General features: G+C 53.3%; 21 protein-coding genes. 13 read left to right on the forward strand and 8 right to left on the reverse strand.

Annotated elements, in window-relative coordinates:
• Positions 1–4: 4 nt before the first annotated feature.
• Complete coding sequence (locus tag CA832_RS03390; protein WP_198944434.1) at positions 5–655, reverse strand: gluconate 2-dehydrogenase subunit 3 family protein; 651 nt, start codon at positions 653–655, stop codon at positions 5–7.
• A complete protein-coding gene (locus tag CA832_RS03395) occupies positions 655–2,370 on the reverse strand; it encodes a GMC oxidoreductase (RefSeq protein WP_088340143.1) in 1,716 nt (571 codons plus the stop codon). Before CA832_RS03395 ends, CA832_RS03390 begins: the two co-directional genes overlap by 1 nt.
• Positions 2,371–2,571: 201 nt before the next feature.
• Here CA832_RS03395 and CA832_RS03400 point away from each other — a divergent pair, with 201 nt between their 5' ends.
• Genes CA832_RS03400 through CA832_RS03420 form a run of 5 tightly spaced genes read left to right on the forward strand, consistent with a single transcriptional unit; the run spans position 2,572 to position 7,654 of the window.
• A complete protein-coding gene (locus CA832_RS03400) occupies positions 2,572–3,564 on the forward strand; it encodes a sugar phosphate isomerase/epimerase family protein (protein WP_088340144.1) in 993 nt (330 codons plus the stop codon).
• A gap of 12 nt (positions 3,565–3,576) precedes the next feature.
• On the forward strand, positions 3,577–4,023 hold the full coding sequence (locus CA832_RS03405) for a DinB family protein (RefSeq protein ID WP_088340145.1): 447 nt from the start codon (positions 3,577–3,579) through the stop codon (positions 4,021–4,023).
• Positions 4,024–4,029: 6 nt separating this feature from the next.
• Entirely contained in the window at positions 4,030–5,238 is a 1,209-nt protein-coding gene (locus CA832_RS03410) for a nucleoside permease (RefSeq protein WP_088340146.1), read from the forward strand.
• Between the two features lie 37 nt (positions 5,239–5,275).
• Entirely contained in the window at positions 5,276–6,493 is a 1,218-nt protein-coding gene (locus tag CA832_RS03415) for an MFS transporter (RefSeq protein ID WP_088340147.1), read from the forward strand.
• Between the two features lie 24 nt (positions 6,494–6,517).
• Positions 6,518–7,654: a Gfo/Idh/MocA family protein gene (locus tag CA832_RS03420; protein WP_088340148.1), complete on the forward strand. Its 1,137-nt coding sequence runs from the start codon at positions 6,518–6,520 to the stop codon at positions 7,652–7,654.
• 264 nt (positions 7,655–7,918) lie between these two features.
• On the opposite strand, the gene CA832_RS03425 is transcribed toward CA832_RS03420, so the two are convergent.
• Complete coding sequence (locus CA832_RS03425; protein ID WP_088340149.1) at positions 7,919–8,389, reverse strand: ASCH domain-containing protein; 471 nt, start codon at positions 8,387–8,389, stop codon at positions 7,919–7,921.
• A gap of 14 nt (positions 8,390–8,403) precedes the next feature.
• Positions 8,404–10,110 (reverse strand): GMC oxidoreductase, encoded by a 1,707-nt coding sequence (locus tag CA832_RS03430; RefSeq protein ID WP_198944435.1) that lies wholly within the window; start codon positions 10,108–10,110, stop codon positions 8,404–8,406.
• A 193-nt stretch (positions 10,111–10,303) separates the two neighbouring features.
• On the opposite strand from CA832_RS03430, the gene CA832_RS03435 reads away from it, so the two are divergent.
• The 7 genes from CA832_RS03435 to nadD all read left to right on the forward strand — a co-directional run bounded on the left by CA832_RS03435 (position 10,304) and on the right by nadD (position 15,881).
• On the forward strand, positions 10,304–11,362 hold the full coding sequence (locus tag CA832_RS03435; RefSeq protein ID WP_088340742.1) for a sugar phosphate isomerase/epimerase family protein: 1,059 nt from the start codon (positions 10,304–10,306) through the stop codon (positions 11,360–11,362).
• A gap of 1 nt (position 11,363) precedes the next feature.
• Positions 11,364–12,122, forward strand: a complete 759-nt coding sequence (locus tag CA832_RS03440) for a 3-keto-disaccharide hydrolase (RefSeq protein WP_088340151.1) — start codon at positions 11,364–11,366, stop codon at positions 12,120–12,122.
• 3 nt (positions 12,123–12,125) lie between these two features.
• A complete protein-coding gene (locus CA832_RS03445) occupies positions 12,126–12,941 on the forward strand; it encodes a 3-keto-disaccharide hydrolase (protein WP_088340152.1) in 816 nt (271 codons plus the stop codon).
• A 35-nt stretch (positions 12,942–12,976) separates the two neighbouring features.
• On the forward strand, positions 12,977–13,708 hold the full coding sequence (locus tag CA832_RS03450) for a hypothetical protein (RefSeq protein WP_088340153.1): 732 nt from the start codon (positions 12,977–12,979) through the stop codon (positions 13,706–13,708).
• A 113-nt stretch (positions 13,709–13,821) separates the two neighbouring features.
• Positions 13,822–14,679 carry a YicC/YloC family endoribonuclease gene (locus CA832_RS03455; protein ID WP_088340154.1) on the forward strand — a complete coding sequence of 286 codons (858 nt, stop codon included), beginning with the start codon at positions 13,822–13,824 and terminating at the stop codon, positions 14,677–14,679.
• A gap of 2 nt (positions 14,680–14,681) precedes the next feature.
• Positions 14,682–15,284 carry a guanylate kinase gene (gene gmk, locus CA832_RS03460; RefSeq protein ID WP_088340155.1) on the forward strand — a complete coding sequence of 201 codons (603 nt, stop codon included), beginning with the start codon at positions 14,682–14,684 and terminating at the stop codon, positions 15,282–15,284.
• A 12-nt stretch (positions 15,285–15,296) separates the two neighbouring features.
• The gene (gene nadD, locus CA832_RS03465) at positions 15,297–15,881 is read left to right on the forward strand and encodes a nicotinate (nicotinamide) nucleotide adenylyltransferase (RefSeq protein ID WP_088340156.1); all 585 of its coding nucleotides are present in this window, start codon (positions 15,297–15,299) and stop codon (positions 15,879–15,881) included.
• A 9-nt stretch (positions 15,882–15,890) separates the two neighbouring features.
• On the opposite strand, the gene CA832_RS03470 is transcribed toward nadD, so the two are convergent.
• A complete protein-coding gene (locus CA832_RS03470; RefSeq protein ID WP_143542326.1) occupies positions 15,891–16,640 on the reverse strand; it encodes a DUF6503 family protein in 750 nt (249 codons plus the stop codon).
• A 262-nt stretch (positions 16,641–16,902) separates the two neighbouring features.
• Between CA832_RS03470 and CA832_RS03475 the strand changes: the two genes are divergently transcribed.
• Positions 16,903–17,253, forward strand: coding sequence for a toxin-antitoxin system YwqK family antitoxin (locus CA832_RS03475; protein ID WP_088340158.1), 351 nt, complete (start codon positions 16,903–16,905; stop codon positions 17,251–17,253).
• 50 nt (positions 17,254–17,303) lie between these two features.
• Here CA832_RS03475 and CA832_RS03480 read toward each other — a convergent pair whose 3' ends face one another.
• The 3 genes from CA832_RS03480 to CA832_RS03490 all read right to left on the reverse strand — a co-directional run bounded on the left by CA832_RS03480 (position 17,304) and on the right by CA832_RS03490 (position 24,604).
• Positions 17,304–19,556 carry an inorganic phosphate transporter gene (locus tag CA832_RS03480; RefSeq protein WP_088340159.1) on the reverse strand — a complete coding sequence of 751 codons (2,253 nt, stop codon included), beginning with the start codon at positions 19,554–19,556 and terminating at the stop codon, positions 17,304–17,306.
• A 163-nt stretch (positions 19,557–19,719) separates the two neighbouring features.
• On the reverse strand, positions 19,720–21,759 hold the full coding sequence (locus CA832_RS03485) for a hypothetical protein (RefSeq protein WP_233131720.1): 2,040 nt from the start codon (positions 21,757–21,759) through the stop codon (positions 19,720–19,722).
• Positions 21,760–21,796: 37 nt separating this feature from the next.
• On the reverse strand, positions 21,797–24,604 hold the full coding sequence (locus CA832_RS03490; protein WP_088340160.1) for a TonB-dependent receptor: 2,808 nt from the start codon (positions 24,602–24,604) through the stop codon (positions 21,797–21,799).
• Between the last annotated feature and the right edge of the window lie 24 nt (positions 24,605–24,628).

Genomic DNA, 24,628 nt, shown 5'->3' on the forward strand with positions numbered 1-24,628 from the left:
GGATTTAGATGGACCAGGCTTTTCCGCCTGTTAGTTCTTCAACGCTGGCACAAGGAACATACTGTCCCGGTACCGGAAGGTAGGCCAGTACTTCTTCCCCTATGGTCTCGGAGGTTTTATACGCCCAGATTACGGCACCCCTCAGGTTGTTGGCAAACATGCTCCGGGCAACGCCTTCGTCGAGGATTGCAGCCTCCCCGGCCTCTGCGGCCTGGAAATAAGCAGCCATAGCCTGGTTGGCCGCCTCTTCCTCCTCCGGGGATTTCTTGGCCAGGGCAGCGGCCAGGACGGGCTCCAGGTCTTCAGGCCCGAGGTCTGCCACGGCTTCTTTGCCGGAATCGGTCAGTGCCTTGTTCAAGAAGGACGTAAAGGCCATGCTCATAAGGGCCTGTTCTTCTTTTGAAGACACTTCGTTCATGTACAAATCCAGGAAACTGTGCACCTGAACGTCCGATGCCGAAGGGGTATCCGTCCGCGGAATAATCAGGTCTACCAGGGTCATTAGCGCGCCTCCCTGCTCCTCAGAAAAGAATACGGGGGTCCATTGGGGAGCCCCTTCTTGCTGGCAACTCTGTAACAGGCTCAGTATGGAAGGGGTGGCAACGGTAAGGCCCATGGCCCACCCCATTTGCTTTAATACTTTTCTACGCTCCATTATATGTTTCCTTTTTTAAGTTCTTCTATTGCGTGGTTGGCCGCCCTTGCGGTAAAGGCCATATAGGTGAGGGATGGGTTAACGCACGAGGCGGACGTCATAAAGGCCCCATCGGTTACGTACACATTCTTCACGGCGTGGATCTGGTTATAGCCATTCAACACCGAGGTTTTGGGGTCGCGGCCCATACGGGCAGTCCCCATTTCGTGGATGCCGAGGCCCGGGGCACTGTTCCCATCGAAGGGGGTAACATCCCGCAAGCCGGCTTTTTCGAGCATTTCTGCAGCCTGGTTCATCATATCCTTCCGCATGTTGAGCTCGTTTTCCTTGTACTCGGCATCGAAGGTGACTGTAGGTAGCCCCCATTTGTCCTTATTGTCGTAATCCAGGGTCATGCGGTTGTCCTCGTAGGGGAGCATTTCCCCGAAACCACCCATGCCAAAGGTCCATCCACCGGGTTTCAGGATGGCTTCCTTCAGGTCCTTTCCGTGGGAGAGCTCCGAAATCGATTCTTCCCAGTTACCGCGGCTGGCACCGCCCTGATATCCGTAGCCCCTTACAAATTCGCTGACATTGGTGCTGCCGCCGAGGTTCCGGAACCTGGGCAGGTAGATGCCATTGGGTTTGCGCCCTTTATAATACATGTCCTGGAACCCGTCAAATTTCCCGGAGGCCCCCACATTGAGGTGGTGGTCCATGATGTTGCGCCCCAGTTGGTCCGAGTCATTGCCCATACCTTCCGGAAAGCGATCCGATTTGGATTGCATCAGGATGGAAGTAGATGCGATGGCCGAGGCGCAGAGGAAAATAACCTTGGCCCTGAATTCATAGGCCTCGCCTGTAATCCGGTCTATGACCTTTACCCCGGTAGCTTTCTGGGTATCCGGGTCGTACGTGACCTCATGGACGATGCTGTCCGGGCGAAGGGTCAGGTTCCCGGTGCGCTCGGCAGCGGGGAGGGTAGAGGAGTTGCTGCTGAAGTATCCGCCAAAAGGGCATCCCCGGATACAGCGGTTGCGGTACTGGCAGCGGGTTCGTCCTTCAAATGGTTTGTCGCTGTTGATGTGTGCTACCCGGCCTGCCGTCATGATACGGTCTCCCTGGTAGGCTTCCATCAGTTGTTCCCGGATATGCTGCTCCAGACAATTGAGTTCCATCATGGGCTCGAAAATCCCGTCGGGGAGTTGAGGGAGGCCCAATGTTTCTCCGGTTACCCCTATATAGGACTCTACCTTGTCGTACCAGGGGGCAATGTCCTTGTATCTTACGGGCCAGTCTACGCCGAAACCGTCCATTTTGTTGGCTTCAAAATCGATATCGCTCCAGCGGTAGCTGTGGCGCCCCCACATGATGGACCGTCCTCCCACGTGGTAGCCGCGCATCCAGTCGAAGCGCTTGGTTTCGTTATAGGGGTGTTCCAGGTCGTCTACAAACCAGAAATTGTGTTGCGCGCGAACGGTATATCCCGTCCGTGCCTGCTTGTGCTGCTTGGCTGCTTCTTCCCGGGGCAATTCGCCATTGTGGGGAAAATCCCAGTCATCCAGGTTGGCAGTGGGGTAATCCTCAATATGCTTGACCATCCGGCCCCGTTCCAGCACGAGGGTTTTCAGGCCGCCTTCGCACAGCTCCTTCGCCGCCCATCCGCCGCTAATGCCACTCCCTACGACAATAGCATCGTAGGTATCCTGTTCTTCATTGTAGTAGAACTTACTCATCTAGTGAATTGTTTAGTTTCTAAAAGTATTAAATATTAAATTAATTTTCTACATTTAAACGGCTCCAAACCTACTGTTTTCGTACGGTTTCCGAAGGTTTCCCGCGGATAATGCAATGATACCTAAGCGCTTAACCAAAGACAGAATAAAGCGGGGAAAACCCTTGCCCGAATTATTTAAATGTAAAATAAACACCTGATCGTGAAAAGAAGAACCTTTATTCACCAGAGCGCTCGTGCCGGAGCTGCTTTTTCCATTCTTGGGATCGCGGCCTGCAAAGACAAATCCACAAAAACCCAGGAAGCTGAAGCACCGGCAGCGGCAATAGCTCCGTTTTTTAAGCTTTCACTGGCCCAATGGTCCATACACCGGATGATTTTTCAGGAAGGAACCGACCCGTACACCTTTGCAGAAAAGGCTAAGGGATGGGGGTTTGAAGGCCTGGAATACGTGAGCCAGTTGTATCGCTCTACCCTGGAACCGGCCGGGTACAGCCCGGAGGCCATGCAGGAATTTGTAGACAAGTGCAACAGCGAAGCACAAAAACACGGGATGACCAACCTGCTTATCATGATAGACGGGCAGGGCGACCTGGCCACTTCCGATGCCGAAGCCCGCAAGGCGGCCGTTGAGAACCACCATAAATGGGTAGACGCTGCTGCTGCGATGGGGTGCCACTCCATCCGGGTAAACCTGGCCGGAAGTACCGAACCTGAGGCCTGGATTCCGAACTCCATAGATGGCCTCACCCAGCTCGCCACCTATGCCGCGGATAAGAACATCAACATCCTGGTAGAAAACCACGGAGGCCTGTCCTCCAATGGGAAGCTGCTGGCCGAGGTCATGGCCGGGGTTGGGATGGACAACTGCGGGACCCTTCCGGACTTTGGCAATTTCTGTATCCGCCGCAACGACCCGGCAGATTACGGATCCGGGTGTGCGGAAATGTACGACATCTATCAGGGCGTTACCGAACTGATGCCCTATGCCAAGGCGGTAAGCGCCAAAGCCCACGACTTCGATGCGGCGGGTAATGAAACCCAGATCGACTATCAGAAGATGATGCAGATCGTGAAAGATGCCGGGTATACCGGCTATGTCGGCGTGGAATATGAAGGAAACGACCTGGGCGAGGAAGCGGGTATCCTGGCAACGCGCGACCTGCTCCTTAGCGTGGCCGGAAAGATGACCTAAGTTTTGGGGGAAATGAAGGCTTTTTTCCAACAGTTGTTTGATTATAACTTCTATTGCAACAAACAGCTTATAGCGGTATGCGGGTCGCTGGATGTGATCCCGGAGCGTACGGCATCGCTGTTTTCGCATATGCTCAATGCCCACCATATCTGGAATGCCCGCATCCTGGGCCAGGAGGCCCAATTCGGTGTCTGGGAACTGCAGGCGTTTGAGCGCTGGGAAGACCTGCATTACGAAAACCAGCGCACCACCTTCGAAATCATTACCAATGCAGACCAGCTGGAGGCGCGTATTTCCTATGAGAATATTGAGGGGCGCACCTATGCCAACAGCCTTAAGGACATCCTTTTCCAGGTCATCAACCACTCTACCCACCACCGGGCCCAAATCGCTGCCGACCTCAGAGCAAACGGGGCCGAACCCCCGGCGTCAGATTATATTTTTTACAAAAGATCCTGAAGCCCGATGACCGGTAAGACCAGAATACAGCTTTCGGTAATGATGTTCCTGGAATTTTTTGTCTGGGGCAGCTGGTTTGTCACCATGGGCACCTATATGGGATCTGCCCTCGGCTCCGGGGGGGATGAAATAGGAACAGCCTATATGACCCAGGCCTGGGGGGCCATTATTGCACCTTTTGTAGTGGGCCTCATTGCAGACCGGTATTTTGCCGCCCAGCGGCTGCTGGGACTGATTCACCTGGGCGGTGCAGCCCTGTTGTATTTTATAGGAACCTCCCAAAATTTCCAAGCCTTTTACCCATTATTGTTGGTTTATATGATCCTGTATATGCCAACCCTGGCCCTGGCAAACAGCGTCGCCTTTAACCAGATGGAGGACCCTTCCCGCCAGTTCGCCCGCGTCCGCCTCTGGGGGACCATCGGCTGGATAGCTGCCGGGATGCTTATCGGGTATGTACTCCAATGGGAGTCCCGGGAATTGCTGAGTTATACCTTTATCCTGGCCGGGGGTTCTTCCCTCCTGCTGGGGGTATTCAGTTTTACACTTCCCAACACCCCACCGGGGTCAAAAGGGGAACGCATTACTCTGGCCAAAGTGGTGGGCCTCGATGCCCTGCGCCTGCTAAAGGGGAGGAATTACCTGGTTTTCCTGCTATCGAGCGTGCTGATTTGTATTCCCCTGGCCTTCTACTACAGTTTTGCCAACCCCTTCCTCAATGAGGTGGGTATGGAAAATGCTGCGGGCAACATGACTTTTGGGCAGATTTCCGAGGTCTTGTTTATGTTACTGCTTCCCATTTTCCTCAACGGATTTGGCCTGAAGTGGACCCTGGTTGCCGGGATGCTGGCCTGGGGCCTGCGCTATACCCTTTTTGCCTATGGCGATGCCGGGTCGGGAATATGGATGCTTTTTACGGGGATTGTCCTCCACGGAATCTGTTACGATTTCTTCTTTGTCTCCGGGCAGATTTACACCGACGTTAAGGCGGGGGAAAAGATTCGCAGTGCAGCACAAGGCCTGATCACGCTTGCTACCTATGGGGTAGGGATGCTGATTGGCTATAAGGTCTCCGGGCTTATCGTAGATGCCTATGTTACCGAAGGGGGGCACGCCTGGAAGGAGATTTGGTTGTACCCGGCCGGGTTCTCCTATCTGGTGCTGTTGCTGTTCATCGGTTTCTTCCGCAACGAGAAAGTAAACTATCAGACTTAATTTATATCTTAACCCTTCAACTAAACAAACATCCACTATGAAAGACATCAACAAAAACAGGCTCTTCCTGGCCAGTTGCGTAGCTCTGGTCGTAACGGCCATGACCTTTGCCTTACGGGCAGGGATTATGGAGGAGCTCAATGTAGATTTCGGGTTTAACGACACCCAATTGGGCTGGATGAACTCCATGGCCTTTTACGGGTTTCCCGTGGCTATGATCATCGGCGGGCTGATCTACCCGAAAGTTGGACCCAAGCCTATCTTATGGGTGGCCTTTATCTGCCACCTCCTCGGGTTGGTCCTTACCATTATAGCCAAGAGCTTTGTACCCCTGCTGGTGTCCACTTTCTTTGTCGGGCTGGCCAACGGGGCAGTGGAAGCCGCCTGCAACCCGCTCATTGCGGATATGTATACGAAGGACCGGACGACCATGCTCAACCGGTTTCACGTGTGGTTCCCAGGGGGGATCGTGATCGGGGCCCTGCTGGGGCAGTTCCTGGGTAACCTGGGTTGGTCCTGGCAGTTGCAGATTGCCATCATGATAATCCCCACCCTGATTTACGGGTACCTGATCCTGGGGCAGAAATTCCCGAAGGCCGAAAACATCGAATCCGATCTCGGCATGAATATCAAATCGATGTTCAGCCCCCTTTTCATCTTTATGCTTATCTGTATGGGGCTTACAGCCACCACCGAACTCGGTACCGGGCAATTTATTGAGCGCCTGCTGGGCGAGGCCGGGGCACCCCCGCTGATCATCCTCGCTATTGTGACCGGCCTGATGGCTGTGGGGCGCTACTTTGCAGGGCCCATCATCCACAAGCTCAACCCTATCGGAGTACTGCTCATTTCCTCCATTATTGCCACCCTGGCCCTTTTCCTGTTGTCGCAGGCAACCGGCGGAATGGTATATGTTGCGGCCATCCTCTTCTCCCTTGGGGTGATGTATTTCTGGCCAACCATGGTGGGCTTTGTGAGCGAGTATACCCATAAGACAGGGGCTCTCGGGATGTCCATCATAGGAGGTTTCGGGATGCTCATAACCGGGGTGTCCCTCCCGATGATCGGGCGCATGTTGGATACAGAACGTGCCGATGCCCTGGAATCCGGGGTTAGCGAACAGGCAGCGGACCTTGTGGCCGGCCAGGCTACCCTGGGCAATATCATGTGGTTGCCGGTGATCCTTATCGTCCTCTTCGGCATCCTCTTTGCCATGCGAAACAAGCTTGAAGAAAAACGTATTACACACGATTAACACCATTAAAACAGATAGAGATCCATGCCGCAAAAAATCAGATTAGGAATATTAGGAGGCGGGGGCGATTCCCTTATCGGTGTCCTGCACCGGGTGGCCGCCCACATGTATGACAGTTATGAAATCGTAGGGGCCGTATTTAATCCAAACCTGGATGACAGCCTGGCTTTTGCCAGAGAACTGGGCATTGCCACAGATCGGATTTACCCGGACCTGGACGCCCTTATCGCAGGGGAGATGAAACTCCCAGAAGCAGAGCGGATGCAGGTGTGTTCCATCCAAACCCCCAACTTCCTCCATTTCCCCATGGCTAAGGCCCTGCTGGAAAATGGGTTCCACGTGATCTGCGAGAAACCGATGACGACCACCTACGAGGAGGCTAAAACGCTGCAAGCGCTGCATAAGTCTTCCGGGAAGGTATTTGCCGTGACGCATACCTATACGGGCTACCCGATGGTTCGCCAGATGCGGGAGATGATCAAAGCCGGGTTCCTCGGTAAAATCCATAAGGTAGATGCCCGGTATTACCAGGGTTGGATCAACCCCATCATCCACGACAAGGAAAAGCGCAGTTCCGTATGGAGGCTCGACCCGAAAAAGGCGGGCATCAGCTCCTGTATGGGCGATATCGGGGTCCACGCCTTCAATATGGTGGAATTTACCACGGGCCTGAAGGTGAAATCCCTGTTATGCGACTTTAATTACCTCTATGAAGACAACGTTATGGATGTGGATGGAACCGTCCTGATCCGTATGGACAAGCATGTTAAAGGGGTGATCCGGGCCAGCCAGGTCGCTACAGGGGAAGAGAATGGCCTGGCCATTACCATTTACGGGGAAAAGGCCGGTTTCCGTTGGGAACAGGAACGCCCCAACTTCCTTTATGTATTGAGCGATACCGAACCGCTGCAGGTCTATAAGCCCGGGCATGCCTACAATTCCGAGCTCTCTCTGGACGGGACGAAACTCCCCCCAGGGCACCCGGAAGGGATTTTCGACGCCATGGGTAATATCTATCGCGGAGCCGCAAGGGCCATCCGGGGGGAGAAATTCAACGACGGGGAGTTCCCAACCATGCTGGATGGGGTTCGGGGCCTTAACTTTATCGAGGCTACCGTGGCTTCCCACAAGGCTGGGAATACCTGGGTAGACCTGGATTGATCTACCTGGAAGAAAGAGAAAAACCCGGCCTGAGGCCGGGTTTTTTGGTTTCGGGAACTGCTGATTTTAAATAAGGTAAGCCCTATGATCATGGGGATTTAGCTGGCGAACGGTAAATACCGTAATGGGAGCGGGTTTTTGCGACAGCCTGATGGGATCCTGCAGGGAAGGGATTTATCTTGCTGGTGGGGGGGTGGCGCAGCCCCCCGGGGGGAGGCATCCCTGAAAAAAACTTTCATAGGCAAATGCAGCCCCAACTCCAACTCAGTCTTTCGCCTCGTACACCTTGTCGAAGACCTCGCAAACTACAATCATACTGTCCCGCGGGACGCGCCCAAAAGGTTCCAGCTCCCGGGTATAGTATTCCCAGTGTGCTTTTTTCCAGTAGTCCAGGCTGCCGTCGCCTTCCCCTTCCAGTTTGGCGTAAGACGAAGAGATGCTGAAAAAGGGTTTCAGCCGAACGGCTACCGTCCGGACGATGCATTTGGCCTCTCCTTCCCAATTGGTAAGCACCGTGAAGTCGCCGATCCTGGGCAAGGGCTCGTTGCGGCACTGAAGCCCGAGAAGGGAGGGGGAGGTTGCACGTTTCTTGCCGGCCAGAACCAGGTCCAGGCAGGTATTGGCAATTTCCGGGGTATCTCCGAAGTGTTCCACCCTGGGCTCAGGCACAAAGGCGTATTCCAGGTGGTGGTCCAGGTAGTCCCCCCAAAGGCGTTTTGCGGATTTGTTCTTCATAGTCTGCTTTGGGATTAACGAAAAGCCCCGGCTTTAAATTGTGCGGCCGCGTGGTTTGCGGCCCGGGCGGTAAAGGCCATATAGGTCAGGGAGGGGTTTACGCAGCTGGCCGAGGTCATAAATGCCCCGTCGGTCACATAAACATTTGGGGCGTCGTGGACCTGGTTGTTTGCATTAACCACCGAGGTTTTAGGGTCACGGCCCATGCAGGCGCCGCCCATTTCGTGTATCCCCAGCCCCGGGCCGGTTTCCCGTTCATAGGTTTGTATGTCTTTAAACCCGGCGGCTTCGAACATCCGCACGATCTGCCTGAGGATATCTTCCCGCATCCGGTATTCGTTCTCTTTGAATTCCACATCGAAATCGAGTTGGGGAAGGCCCCACTGGTCTACCTCGGTTGTACTGAGGCGTACCTGGTTGTCGTAGTACGGGAGCATTTCCCCGAAACCGGTGGCCCCAATGGTCCACCCACCCGGTCGCAGAAGGGCTTCTTTCAGGTCTGCCCCATATCCCATTTCGGCAATGGCGGCGGTCCAGTCTTCCCGGCTGGCCGATCCCTGGTAGCCAAAACCGCGGATGTAGTCCTTTTTCTCGCCGGAGGCGTCCAGGTTTACAAAGCGGGGGATGTAAAACCCATTGGGCCTGCGGCCTTTATAATACTTGTCCAGGTGCCCTTCTACCCGGGCTGTTGCCCCCAGCTGGTAGTGGTGATCCATGATATGCCGCCCCAGGCGGTCGTGGTTGTTGCCGATGCCATTGGGGAACCGGTCGCTTTTCGATTGCAATAGGATGCCCACGGAGGCCATGGCGGAGGCACAGAGGAAAATGACCCGGGCATGAAAGGTGTGTTTTTCGTGGGTTACCCGGTCTATGACCCGTACCCCGGAGGCCAGGCCGCTGGCGGGGTCATAAATGATTTCGTGCACTATGGAATCCGGGCGCAGGGTGAGGTTTCCGGTGCGTTCTGCCGCCGGCAAGGTGGCCGAATTACTGCTGAAATACCCTCCGAAGGGGCAGCCGCGCCAGCACCTGTTGCGGAATTGACAGGGGCTGCGCCCCTCGTGGGTGGCGCTGTGGTCGGTAATATGCGCGGCCCGGCCAATGGTCAGCAGCCGGCCGTCTTCGAATTTTTCCGAAAGGGCTTGCTGCAGGTCTTTTTCAGGGCAGTTAAGCCCCATGGGGGGCTGGAATTTACCGTCTGGCAGGTGGGGCAGGCCGATGGCTTCCCCGCTCACGCCAATATAGGTTTCCACCTTGTCGTACCAAGGGGCGATATCTGCATAGCGTACGGGCCAGTCCACTCCAATCCCGTCCTTCAGGTTGGCTTCAAAGTCCAGGTCGCTCCACCGGTAGCTTTGCCTTCCCCAGGTCAGGGACCTGCCCCCTACCTGATACCCCCGGATCCAGTCGAACCTCTTGGTTTCCTGATAGGGGTGTTCCAAATCGTTTACAAAGAAGTGGGCCACGTCCGGGCGCGGAGCCCACCCCACCCGGAGCTGTTTGTGGTATTGCTCCTGCTGTTCCCGGCTCATGCGGTTGCGGTTGGGCAGGTCCCAGTCGTCCAGGTTGGCTGTCGGGTAATCTTCCAGGTGCTTCACCATCCGCCCCCTTTCCAGAACCAGGGTTTTCAGGCCGGCTTCGCAGAGTTCTTTGGCGGCCCAGCCGCCACTAATGCCCGATCCCACCACAATGGCGTCGTAGGTATCCGTAGGTGTATCCATAACCGGCGTGTTTATTCAGGGGTTTTCCTATCTTTATAGGCGGTGCCGCAAAAAAATGCCTGCAGCAATAGCCGATCCTAAATATAGGGGTTTTTGGCCAATAAGGCAGGTGGAAGGCACCCTGGAAAACCTATTAGCAGACCTGTTATTCCTACAGGTATATTTCAGATCAAACGCCAAAACCAAAATGGGAATGAAAACAATTAAAGGCCCGGCTATTTTCCTGGCCCAATTCGTAGACAGCAAAGCGCCGTTCAACAGTCTGGAAGGCATGTGCCAGTGGGCTGCAGACCTCGGGTACAAAGGGATACAGATCCCCACCTGGGAGTCTTTCCTGATAGACCTGGACAAGGCCGCAGAAAGCCAGGACTACTGCGACGAACTAAAGGGAAAAATACAGTCTTACGGCTTGGAAATCACCGAACTTTCCACCCACCTGCAAGGGCAGTTGGTGGCCGTACACCCTGCCTACGACCTGATGTTCGACAACTTTGCGCCAGATGCCTACAAGAACAACCCCAAAGCCCGCACCGAGTGGGCTGTGGATGTGATGAAAAAGGCTGCCACGGCAAGCCGCCGGCTGGGACTGAATGCCCATGCTACGTTTTCCGGTGCCCTGCTCTGGCATACCTTCCACCCCTGGCCGCAACGCCCGCCCGGGTTGGTGGAAATGGGCTTTGAGGAACTGGCATGCCGCTGGAAACCCATCCTGGACCATTTCGATAAGGAAGGGGTGGATGTATGCTATGAAATCCACCCGGGGGAAGACCTCCACGACGGGGATACCTTCGAACGTTTCCTGGAAGCTACCGGCAAACACCCCAGGGTGAATATCCTCTACGACCCCAGCCATTTTGTCCTCCAGCAGCTGGATTATATCGAATACATAGACCATTACCACGAGTTTATCAAGGCATTCCACGTGAAGGATTCCGAGTTCAACCCCACAGGGAAGAAGGGTGCCTTTGGCGGATATAACGACTGGGGCGACCGTGCCGGCCGCTATCGCTCCCCCGGGGACGGCCAGATCGATTTCGGCACTATCTTTTCCAAACTCACGCAGTACGGGTGCGACGTTTGGGCGGTCCTCGAATGGGAGTGCTGCATCAAGAGCCCGGAACAAGGTGCCAGGGAAGGTGCTGTTTTTATCCAGGACCACATTATTGAGGCCACCGAGAAAACCTTCGACGATTTTGCCGGAGGCGCCATAGATAAAAACATGCTTCGTAAAATACTCGGACTAAACTCCTGATATGAGAACATTTTGGATAGCGCTGCCGCTGGCAGCATGCATAACCCTGCAATGGGGTTGCAAGGACGCGCCCAAAGAAGGCGAAAAGGCAAGTGAAATGACACAAATGGAACCTGAGGCGGAGGCCGTTTCCGACTGGATTTCCCTTTTTGACGGGTCTTCCTTCGAAGGCTGGAAAGGGTATAACCAGAACGGTATGCCCGGGGCCTGGACCATCGAGGACGGCGCCATGGTCTTTACCCCTCCTGCGGAACGCCCTGAAGGGGCCAACTATAATCTGGTGACCGAAGGGAGGTTCAGCAACTTTGTCCTCTCCCTGGAATGGCGCATTAGCGAAGGCGGTAACAGTGGGGTCTTCTGGGGGGTTGAAGAACTGGAACAGTATGGACAGCCCTACGTGACCGGACCCGAAATCCAGGTGCTCGACAATGAAAAACACCCAGACGCAAAGGCTGGTACCACCCACCAGGCCGGAGCCCTCTACGATATGGTGGCCCCTTCTGCGGATGTTACCAAACCGGTAGGCGAGTGGAACCTCATGGAGATAACGGTCAATTATGCCGCCCAGGAAGGCAAAGTAGTGCTCAACGGTACCGAAATTGTGCGTTTCCCCCTGGGCAACGAAGCCTGGGACACCATGGTGGCAGGTTCGAAGTTTGCCGGGTGGGAAGGTTTCGGAAAATACCCCACCGGTAAAATCGGCCTGCAGGACCACGGGGACGTGGTGGCGTATCGGAATATCAAACTCAAACCGCTATAAGACATGTATAAGTACCTAATAACCCTTTGCGTACTGGTGGCAGCCGTTTCCTGCAAACCCCAGGCCCCGGCCGATCCGGAGCCTGCCTCGGAGGAGGCGCCCGTGGGCATTGTCCATGAGGAATACCAGGGGGAAGAGCCCACCAAGCCCGAGGAAACCGAATTATATGAGCCGGTACCCCCAACCGTGGACCCCTTTGGGCAGGACGGCGCTCCCAGCGACGCTATTGTCCTTTTCGACGGGAGCGGTTTCAGCGAGTGGATCATGACCCGCGACAGCAGTGAAGTGGTCTGGCACCTGAACCCGGACGGCAGTATGACCGTTAAGGACAAAACGGGCGATATCCAAACCCGCCAAAATTTCGGAAGCGTACAACTGCATATTGAATGGCGCTCCCCGGCGGAAGTGCAAGGCGGAAACCAAAGCCGGGCCAACAGTGGAATATTCCTGAATGGGCTCTACGAGGTGCAGGTGCTGGATAACAATGACAACCCAACCTACGTGAACGGACAGGTCGCATCGGTGTATAAACAGCACATCCCCCTGGCGAAGGCTTCGGTTCCCACCGGGGAATGGAACACCTACGACATCATTTACCATATGCCCGAATTCAACGATGCCGGGGCGAAAATCAAATCCGGCACCCTCACCGTCATCCATAACGGGGTATTGGTGCAGGACCATGTGGAACTCAAGGGGACCACGCCGTATATAGGATGGCCCAAGAACCCGCCCCATGGGAAAGGGCCGCTGATCCTCCAGGACCACGGCGACAACAGCCGGGTAAGCTACCGGAATATCTGGGTGCGGGAACTCTAAGCGCTCTCGTTGTTTGGACTAATACATTCTGAAGTATGAGAAACTTTGTTTTTTTGGTAATCGCCGGTTTCCTGGGCATTTACGGAAATGCTCAGGACGTCATAACGGGGAGTATCCCAAACTGGGCTAACGGTTCGGGGCAAGTAGGGGTCATGTCTATGGGTCCACCGGAAGTTGTGGGCACCTTCGACGCCGATGGGAATATTGAAATCCCACTAAAAGCCGATGCGCTCAGCGAAATCAAGGCACAGTTGGAAGCTTCAGAGTCGGATTCCTCGAACGGATGGACGGCTTCAATCCCCACTGTTGGGGAGCGTTTCGCCTGTGGAGGACAGGGCGCAGAGCTGAATCTCTCAGGGTCGGAAGAGTTGATCACCGGGCTTGGCGGCGCCATGGGCTTTCTGCTTGTCAATATGGAAGAACGAAAGCGATATGGATATCTGCTTATTGCGAGTTCCCAGGAGTTTGCCGAAGGACTGCAGCCCTATAAATTTAAACCCGGCTATGCTTTGGGATGGTATTATGTGGACAACGAAGCGTCGGCTGTTGGCACTTGTACCTCAGAATCGTATGCGATGAACCAGGAAGACACGTATCGCAAATCCACCACATATCAGGTGAATCTCAAGAAGGGATGGAATATTGTGAAATATGAAATCGAGGAGGTGTTTACGGACAAAGAAGGCAACTCCTATCCTCAAAAGGAGTCCTATACCACCCTGGAATCTATGCCCGAAGGAGTAGGTTTCGTTTTTCTGGAAGACTAACGGGGACTTCATTCATCGGGTTTACATCTCGTAACAACCCCTATTTTGGGGCTTTGTATGCGGTTTGTGTCCCCTTCAATTTTACTACCTTTGGCCAAAGCGAAGACACAGCTATGATCCAATCGATGACGGGCTATGGGAAGCACATCGTGCAGCTCCCAGGGAAAAAGATTACGGTGGAGGTAAAATCCCTCAACAGCAAAAACCTGGACATCAACGCCCGTGTCCCGCAGACCTACCGCGAGAAGGAGCTGGATTTTCGAAACGCGATTGCCCGTAGCCTCAACCGCGGGAAAATCGATTTCAGCTTGTTTGTGGAATGGACGGGAGACCAGACCACCGCCGAGGTAAATGAAGGGGTAGTGCGAAAGTATATGGAGCAATTGCGGGGGATTGCAGCGGGCGAGCCCGCGCACCTGCTGGAGATGGCCCTGCGCCTGCCAGATGCCCTGAAAACCGAGCGGGAGGAGCTGGACCCGGAAGAGTATAAAGCCGTGGAAAAGGCCCTGGAGGAAGCCCTGAGGCACCTGCAGGCATTCCGGGAGGAAGAAGGCCAGGCCCTGGAATCGGAATTCACCAGCAGGCTGGCGGCCCTGAGGGCAAACCTGCAGGAGGTGGAGGCCCTGGACAAGGACCGCCTGAGCGCCGTCCGAGAGCGCCTGGAAAGGGCAGTGGCAGAACTGAAGGAGAATGTGGATGCCAACCGCTTTGAGCAGGAACTGATCTACTACCTCGAGAAATACGACATTACCGAAGAGAAGGTGCGACTCGGAAAGCACCTCGACCATTTTGAACAAACCATGGGCGCCCCGGAATCGAACGGCAAGAAGCTGGGCTTCATCACCCAGGAAATGGGGCGGGAGATCAACACCATGGGCTCCAAAGCCAACGATGCGGCTATGCAGCGGGTGGTAGTACAGATGAAAGACGACCTGGAGAAGATCAAGGAACAAATCCTCAATGTCCTTTGAGTATGGCAGAAGGGAAACTTATCGTTTTTTCGGCCCCCTCAGGAAGCGGGAAGACCACTATTGTGCGCCACCTGCTCAGTAAGCCGGAGCTGAACCTCGCTTTTTCTGTTTCGGCCACCTCGCGTCCGAGGCGCCCCCGGGAGAAGCATGGGGAGCATTATTATTTCATGACCATCTCGGAGTTCAAGCAGCATATCAAGAACGGCGATTTCCTGGAATGGGAGGAAGTATACCGGGACAATTTCTACGGAACCCTCAAAAGTGAGGTGGAGCGGCTCTGGGCCGAAGGGAAGCATGTGATTTTTGATATTGACGTGGCGGGCGGGTTGCGCATCAAGCGAAAATTCCCGGACCGCACCCTGGCGGTTTTCGTCAAGCCGCCCAGTGTGGATGAACTCAAGATCCGCCTGAAAAAAAGGAGTACGGAAAGCGAGGACAAGATCAATATGCGCATTGCCAAGGCCTCCGTAGAGTTGGCCACAGCCCCTCAATTCGATACCATCATCAGGAATTACGACCTGGACACGGCCCTGCAGGAGGCCTACAACCTGGTGGCCGAGTATGTTGCAGCTCCCCAGCCCGGGGAAGAAGGCCAACCCTCCTGAATCCGACCCGGGATGAAGCGCACTGGTCTTTTTTTCGGCACCTTTAACCCCATCCATATCGGGCACCTGGTTATCGCCAACCACATGGCCGAGTTTTCGGACCTGGAGGAAATCTGGATGGTAGTTACTCCCAAAAGCCCTTTTAAGACGAAGCAAAGCCTTTTGGATAACCACCACAGGCTACAGATGGTCCGGGAAGCAGTGGAACCCTACCCGAAGCTGAAGGCCAGCGACGTGGAGTTTTCCCTGCCCCAACCCAACTACACCATCGATACCCTCACCCACCTGTACGAGAAGTATGGGGACCAGCGGGAATTTGCCCTGATTATGGGCGAAGATAATTTAAAGGGCTTCCACAAATGGAAAAACTACGAAGCCATCCTGGAGCACCACCACCTCTACGTCTACCCACGGGTGTCGGACCATACCGTCCCGGAGGTATTTGAGGACCACCCGCACATCCACAGGATTGACGCCCCCATCATGGAGATTTCATCCACCTTTATCCGGAGGGAACACAAGGAGGGGAAGAACATCCGGCCCCTGCTCCCGGAGCGGGTCTGGACCTATCTGGATGAGATGAATTTCTACCGGTAGGGTAACACCCTATTCATCCATCAGGGTGGCCTTGCGCAACAAGTCCTTTCCCAGGAAACGCCCTTCCCTATTGGTGAACCAACTCCGGTTCTGGGGTATCCGTATGGTTCCTGCCTGGATCTCGCCCTCCAGTAAGATGTATTCCCCGTCGTTGGCGGCTTTGTCGTGGTAAAACTGGTAGGCCTGCAAGGCGTAGGTTTCCGGGTCCAGATAGAAATACCAGAGGTCGGAGCCGGTTTCCGGGTCGTACCGTACTTCCAGTACCAGAGCGCGTTTGCCGTGGAAATCCACTTCCTGTACAACCGGGCTGAGGATGGTGCCGGGGTCCTGGAGTTTCATCGGCAGGCCGTAGAGGTAAGAATAATAATCCCGCCACATCTGTGCCCGTTCGCAGGTGAGCCGTTCCTTTTCCGCGATGGCGGCGCTGAAGGTTTCCGAGCCCTGGAAGGAGAGGCTGCACACCCCTTGCTGGAGGCTGAGGGCCTTTTCCACCCCGTCCTGCACCATGATAATCCGGAAGGTGTCCCCGGGCTGGTCCATGGCAATGGTGCTTACCCGGGGCTGGCGCTCCGGGTATTCCGCCACCACGGTGAGGGTACCCTTAAAGCGCCCCCAGAGCCTTTCGGGGTCGTGGTAGTCGATGCTGCGCTCCAGGATTTCGGCGGCAGTGGGGGTCTGGGCCGACAAAGGCGTGGCAGGGCTAAGCAACTGCGTAAAAGCGAGCAATAACAAGGGTTTCGCGACCCATTCCGAGATCATGGCCAGGCAGGATTTTAGTGATTAGGTAAAGGTAGGGGTTAATCGGTAAGCGCCTGTATTTCTTCGCTAAAATGACCTGAGCCGCAGCAAGAAGTGTTAAAGTTTACGTTAGACAAGCTTCTAAACACTTGATAAACAATTAAAAAGAAGTTCAATGTAAACTTAATGTAAACAAAAAGTTACTTCAGCTTAACATAAACGTAAAATATATGTATATTTGTTACGTTAATGTAAAGGATTAACCCCATTAAACGGTTATATTATGAGAGTAGTTTTTGGCTTTATAGCTTTGATGATAGGATTTGGTCTGCAGGCTCAAACTTCTGAGCCGGTGGTGGAGAAGGAAGGGAAAAGTGTAAAGGCTACCTACTTCCATGAAAATGGTGAAGTGGCCCAAGTTGGGTATTTCCTGAATGGACAGCTGCATGGGGAGTGGAAAATGTACGATGTGCAGGGCCGCAAGATTGCCATGGGGCAGTACGTTGAAGGAAAGAAATCCGGTAAGTGGTTCTTCTGGAGTGGTGAAGGCCTGAAGGAAGTGGATTACAACAACAACCAAATCGCATCCGTTACCCAATGGAATAACGGGGAGGCTGTTGCCATTAACAGATAAAATTAAAAGTCTTTAAAAAGAAAGCCCCCGAACTTCGGGGGCTTTTTTTGTTAGTAGATGGCCGGGCGGGTGTGCTGGTTGTAGATTTCCAACAGGTTAATGGTGGCCGTTAACAGGTCTTTGGTCTCGGACAACAAGCTGAAGTACAGGGCCGTGTTCTTGGGGCTCGATTCGTCCAGTCGCGTCCGGGTAACCTGCTTTTCAATCTTTTCATTGATTTCGTCAAAGAGTTCCTGTTTATTCACGATCAATGGTGTAAGACCTTCAAAATGTTTGGTCTCAAAGATTTTCTGGATCTTGTTGAATAAATCCTCCACCTGCACGTCAATTTCCTTGAGGTCCTTGATTTGGTTAAATCGGAGCTTTTTGTGGTTGTTGTTCACGTGCTTGTAGCTGACCTTGGAAATGTACTCCAGGGATTGGGCCATATCCTCCAGGTAATTCAGGATGGAGATATAGAAATTACTGACCCCGATACTGGATTCGTCCAGGTTCCTAATAAAATAGAAGATGTTGCCTTTAAGCTCTTCGATCTCCGACTCCAGTTTGGCGATACCCCTTTTACTTTTTCGAAGCCTTTCAATATCGTGTTTGGCCAGGCCATCGACCGTAGAGGTATAGATTTTATTGGCCCGTTTCATAGTAAGGGCAACATTGTCGGCATTCTCATCAATCAGTTCCAGGATGGAACGGCTTTCGGCTTTCTGAAGTTTTTCCTCCCGTATGGTTTCCTGCATCTTGCGGTTGTGGGAGAGGTAGTTCCTACCGATCAACAGGAACGCCAGCACCAGCAGGATGCCTACGGCCCAGATACCCCCCAGGTGGATGATATAGGCGATAACCGCAGCACTGACAAAAGCACTGAATGCAGTAAAGAACCAACCGCCTATTACATTCAGTACTCCAGCTACCCGGTACACCGCGCTCTCGGGCCCCCAGGCGCGGTCTGCCAGGGAGGACCCCATGGCCACCATAAAGGTAACATAGGTGGTAGACAGCGGGAGTTTCATAGAGGTGGCGATAGAAATCAAAACACTGGCAACCATCAGGTTTACGGATGCCCGCACCAGGTCGAATGCCGGCAGGTCCTGCGCCCGGCTTTTCGGGATATAGACATATGGCTTGTCGAACTGGGTATCTATTCGTTTCTGAATAGCAGGTGGGATGATACTTATAAAGTTATCTGCCGCCTGAATCGTGTATTTGACTATCCGGCGCGAGAGGTAATTGGGGGCAAAGCGCTCTTCCCCCTCATCCTGTCGGGATAGGTCTACGCTGGTTTTAACCACAGCGCGGGCTTTGGAAGAAAACCAAAGGGTAATGACCATGATAAGGCCTGAGGCAAGAAGCAACAGGCTTGGCGTCTGTACCGTGGATGCCAGGCTTTCCATGGTATATTCCGTAGCCAGGCTGCCTGAGGTTTGCCAGTCCAGGAAGGACTGGTAGGCGGCAATCGGAACCCCGATAAAGTTAACCAGGTCATTACCGGCAAAGGCCATAGCCAGAGCAAAAGTCCCCAGGATAATGATCAGTTTGTAAATATTCCATTTCAGAAACCGCATAACCACCCAGGAAATGAACGTCCAGATTACGGCATTGGCCAGGAGAAACAAATTCGGGTTTTCTGAAACAGCAGTATTGAGAAACCCCTGGAACAAGGCAGCGCTTTTCAGCCCCTTCACCAGGATGAAATAGATAATAGCCGTTATGGCCAGGCCGCCGAAAATCGCGCCCATCCAGGAAGGTCGCCGTTCGAACCGGAAGGAGAGGAAGAGGCGGGAGACAAACTGTACCAGGGCGCCTATGGTAAAGGCGATAGCCACGGAAAGCAGGATCCCAAGGATGATCTCTGTGGCTTTCTCCGTATTGATATACTGCCCCAAGGCGAGCAATCCGGAATCGCTATCGAGGATTTTGATGATGGAGATGGCCACCGCCGCACCGAGTAATTCGAACACTATGGAGACAGTAGTGGAAGTGGGAAGCCCCATGGTATTGAAGAAGTCCAGCAGCAGGATATCTGTGATCATGACCGCCATAAATATGATCATGATCTCCGCAAATACGAAGTGTTCGGGATTGAAGATGCCCTTTCGCGCCACTTCCATCATCCCGCTGGAGGACATCGCCCCAAAAGCGATGCCGACACTTGCCACTACCATAATGGTGCGGAATGAGATGGCCTTGGAGCCGATGGCGGAGTTCAGGAAGTTGACCGCGTCGTTGCTGACCCCCACTACCAGGTCGGTAATGGCCAGGACAGCCAGGGCAACGATCATAAATACATAGAGATTATCAGCCATTAGCGTCATATAAACACAAAAATCAAACTATATCCGTACGGGGATGTTAAAATAAGGTTATGAATGGGATTCCCTAGCATGGGTTGAAAATTTAAATGCGAACATAACAAGAAAGTCCTGCCAACCCGGCAGGACTTTCCTTAGTTAGTGTTTAAAACCGGGCTTAGTTTCCGGTGGCCCAGCTAAAGTCTGCAGGGTCTACAGCAGTACCATTGAAGACATCGTCGTCTACGGTGGTCATGGCTGTACCATCTACAGAGATGTTACTTACCGGTCCGGCATCGCGCATATCCACGTTGGTGGCGTATCCGGAAAGGTTGATGTTGGTAAAAACAGCACCTGTGGTTTTCTTGAACTGCAGCGCAGTACCTCCGGTAGAGGATACAGCAGTGAAATCTACCAGGGTGGGAACGGCCACGGCGGCATCTACACCATCGGCCTCAATGGCGGTGGAGAAACCGTCGATGCTGTGCAATACATAGGTTTTGGTAAGTGTACCATTCCAGCCTTCGGTCCAGTCTACAGCGTCGTCTTCGTTGTTTTCCAGGTAGAAGTTGGAAGCACTAACCGTACCACCAAAGAATTCAACACCGTCGTCTGTACCATTGAGGATAGCCACATTGCTGATGGTAGTACCGGAACCAACGGCGTAGAGCGAAAGTCCGTTGTACTGAGACTCGGAGTTGATTTGGGCACCGGCATAATTGATGACCAGGTAGTTGATATTTCCGCTGTTATCGGCGTCATTGGTACCTCCATAAACGAAACCACCTACTTCGGCAATGGCGTCAACACCTTCTGAAGTAGTCGCATCTCCAAGGATTACAAGGCCTCCCCAATCGCCAGGTTGCTGGCCGGAAGAGGTCATGATGACCGGGTCCTCAGCAGTTCCCTGAATATCGATTTTGGAACCTTTCTTAACTACGATATAGGTTTCGGTTGCCTGACCGGCAGCAGCATCCGCGATGATCAGGGTACCAGCAGGAATAGTGAGGGTAGCACCGTTTTCCACGCTAAGGCTTCCTTTGAGGCGATAAATGATGCTGTCGTCCAGCATCATGTCGGTGTCGATAACGCCCTGGATGTCCTGTGATTCTACGGCAACATCGGTATCAACCCAAGCGAAAAGGGCAATGTCAACAGTGGCGTCGGCCAGGTAGGTCAGAGCCGGGTCTGCGTCGGCACCATCGATTTGAACGTTGGCAAGGGGTCCGCCATCGCGCATTTCCACAGAAGTTTCATACCCGGTCAGTGAAAGACCGGTAATAGTGGCACCAGACTCTTTTTTGAATTGGAGGGCGGTACCACCTTCGGTAGAAACAGCGGTGAAGTTCACCAGGCTGGGGTTCGCGTTAATACCATCGGCCTCTACGGCAGTGGAGAAGCCGTCGATGGTATGCAGAACGTAAGTGTTGGTGAGGGTACCATTCCATCCTTCAGTCCAGTCTACTGCGTCGTCCTCGTTATTTTCCAGGTAGAAATTGGAAGCGCTTACAGTACCGCCGAAGAATTCAACCCCGTCGTCTGTACCGTTGAGGATAGCTACGTTTTCGATCGTAGTACCAGAACCAACCGCGTAGAGAGAAAGGCCGTTATACTGGGACTCGGCGTTGATTTGGGCACCGGCGTAGTTTATAATCAGGTAGGAGATGGAACCGGAATCGTCTGCATCGTTAGTGCCACCGTATACGATACCACCTACTTCTGCAATGGCATCTACACCTTCGGTAGTGGAGGCATTACCGGCAATCACCAGGCCTCCCCAGTCTCCGGGAGTCTGGTTGGCAGAGGTCATAACTACAGGCGAAGCAGCTGTTCCCTGGATATCAATGGAACCACCTTTCTGGACAACGATGTATTTGTCCGTCCCGGAATCGGAAACTATGGTAGTCCCGGCAGGGATGGTCAGGGTTACCCCGGCTTCAACACTGAGGGTCCCTTTGAGGTTGTAGATTTCGGAAGGATCCAGGGTGCGGTCTTCGGTCAGGCTGCCTTGCAGGTCTGTGCCTTCCGGCTCAGGGCAGGCAGAACAGGAACCGCCACAATCGATACCGGTCTCGTCACCGTTTTGGATACCATCGGTACAGGAGGCAGTGGGCCCCGGGTTGTCCGGTCCGTCGGGTCCGTCGTCGTCGCTACAGGCTGCCACGAAGAGGGCCAGCATTGAAGCGATAAGTGCATTTCTAAAAAAAGTGGTCTTCATAATTTTGGGATTTAGAGAGTTCGCGTTATTTCACGGGTTAAAAACTGTAATTGAGACCCAAGCTGATCTGTGCTCCAGAAGTATAGCTACGGACAGTTTCTTCTGTCTCTATATTGGTGGTACTAGGGCGGACCAGCTGGGTCCTTTCAATTGTCGGTGTAAGAAGGTTGCGCCCTAACAACCTTATTCTCCAATGTTCTCCGATTTCCTTTGTCAAGACGGCGTCGAGTACTACAAAACCGTTTTCGACAATGGCATCGTTATAAAAGGTATCTGCCTGGCTCTGGATTTCCGGAGCTCCCAGGGAAAAGATTTTATCAGAAGCGTAGTTCGCGGTAAGCGTGGCAGTGAACGGGTTATCCCCTTCAATGGTATAGTTCAGGCTGGCGTTGAAGATCCAGTCGGAAGCGCCCTGCAGGCCTTCTTCGGTAAGACCCTTATAGCGGAAGGTCCGTACAAAGTTCCCATTCTCATCCCGCACCTCCTTGAGGTCCTGGGAATGCCACATCCGTGTTGCGTTGAAGACCATGCTAACCCCAGATCCTTCCCGGACGCCATCTGCATTTTCCGGGGCAGTGAGAAGATCTACCTTGGCTTCGGCCTCGAAACCGAAGACCTCGGCTTTGTCTCCTGAGTTAAAATACGAGAACACCCCGGCAGACCCCCGGTCCTGTACCCGGTTGATGGGGTCTGAAATATCCTTGTAAAAGGCAGCTACGGAAATCAATTCCCCGGAAGAGGGGAAATACTCCCACTTGAGGTCATAGTTGAGAGCACGTGATGCCTCCAAGTCGGGGTTCCCCCGTGTTACCTGGCCCACCTGGGATACATATTCGAAGGGTGCAATTTCCTTGAATTCGGGCAGGGTAATGGTATTGCTGATAGCAAACCTCAGGGCCTGCTTGTCGTTCAGGGCATAGCGGATATTCGCGCTGGGGTACAGGTTGCTGTACTCTTTGTTGGTTTCGCCAATACGTCCGGGGAAGTTCCCAACGTCGAACCCTACATCTATCTGGTCCTTCTGGAAACGCAATCCGGCATTGAAGTTCCATTTGTTGATGCGTACGTTAAAGTCCGCAAAGGCTGCCATGGATTCCAGTTGACCGTTGTAGAGATCGGGCTGCAGCAGGTTGAACTGCAACACACCGGAGTCGAAGTTGCCCGGTTGGAAAATGGCCCCGATATTGTCAATGGAGGAAGGGTTGATCGCATTGGTGGTGCGCTCTTCCACACCGACAAAAATGGATTCGAAATCCCGTTCTTTATTTCGGTAATTTACACCTACCTCGGCCCGGAAGGACTTGTCTTCTTCCTGAATGATGTCTATGATGTCTTTGAGATACCCGTTGTATTCCACATCCTCAATCACCTGGCTGGATTTCCGTTGCTGGAAACCGCCGGTGCGGCCCAATTGAACAAAACTCGGGTTTGCCGGGTCGAAGTTAACCTCATTACGGATCCTGTTGGGCTCGTCTGCATTTACCTGGTTGTAGCCCAAAGCCCATTGAATGGTGTTTTTCTGGGTAAGTTTATGGGAGCCCAGCAACTGCGAAATCAGGATCTGGGTTTGTTTTATATTCTGGTCCCTGACGAATTGGGCAAGGCCCTCGTCCAGGTCGGTTTCCTCAAAAATGAATCCCTCTCCATTGCGCCCTCCTTCATAGAGTTCCTCTGTAAAGGTGTTCAGGAAGATGGTAGAGCTCTTGAGTTTGTTGTTTTCATTGATAAAGTATACCAGATCGAGCAACCCGGAAGTTACCTCCCGCTTCCTCCAGTTGGTGGCGTCGGTAATGGTATCATCCACAAAGTTGGAGCGGTACTGGTAGAAAATCCCCTGACCGTAATCGTAAGAGCGGCTTTGAGAGCCTGTGAAAAGCACAGACAGGCGGTCTGCTATTTTCTTTCCCGCAACCAGATTCACGGAATAGTCCAGCGGGTTCTCTTCCTGACGCGTATTCCAACCCTGCTGGGTGATGAGTTCCTGGGTTGTGCGGCTGTTGCTATAAAAGCCCAGAGGTGCCCGGGCGCTGGCCGGGGAGCTCTTGAAGTTGTCATATACCCCGCTTTGAGCAACATTGGTATTGACACCACCCCGAACTCCTATACTGAGTTCCGAAGCGCCAACGAGTTCGCGGGATGCGATATTTACCGTTCCTGATGCCTGGTCCGCAGAGTTCTGAACGGAATAGGTTTTACCAATACTCACGTTTTGAATAACACGGGTCGGGAAAAGGCCCAGATCAATATTCTTCCGGTCAACATCGTCTGAAGGAACAGGTAGTCCATTCAGGGTGGTAGACAGGTATCGGTCCCCCAGACCCCGGACATAGATATCACCGGAAGCTTCACTGGCTGTTACCCCGGAGATTTTGGTCGTGGCTGTAGCAACATCGGTAACCCCGATCCTGCCCAATTGCTGAGAGCCAATACTTTCCCGGATTAAAACGGCCGATTTCTGATCCAGCAACAGGGCTACTTCAGAGTCTTTCCTGGCCACGGTGGTTACTACCACCTCATCCAGGGCAACCCCCTGGCTGGCAGACATCGGAACGTTAATTTCAGTGATTTTACCTGCTTCAATGGTAACATTTGGGATTTCAACAGTCTCATAACCCAGATAACTGAAAACGACAGTATAGGTCCCCGGATCCAGGTTGCCTATTTCATACAAGCCATCAAAATCTGTAGTGGTTCCTGTTGTGGTGCCTTTGATCAGAACGTTGGCAAAAGGCAGCGGATCGTCGTTGTATTCCCGATCCGTTACCTTCCCGGCGACGCTTCCTGTGGATTGCGCTGCCAGTGAAGTGCAAAAGATGGCCATCAGGCCAAAAAATAAATGTCTCATTAATAAAGAAATAACTATACTTAG

This window comes from Robiginitalea sediminis, from assembly GCF_002198115.1.
Classification (GTDB): Bacteria; Bacteroidota; Bacteroidia; order Flavobacteriales; family Flavobacteriaceae; genus Robiginitalea; species Robiginitalea sediminis.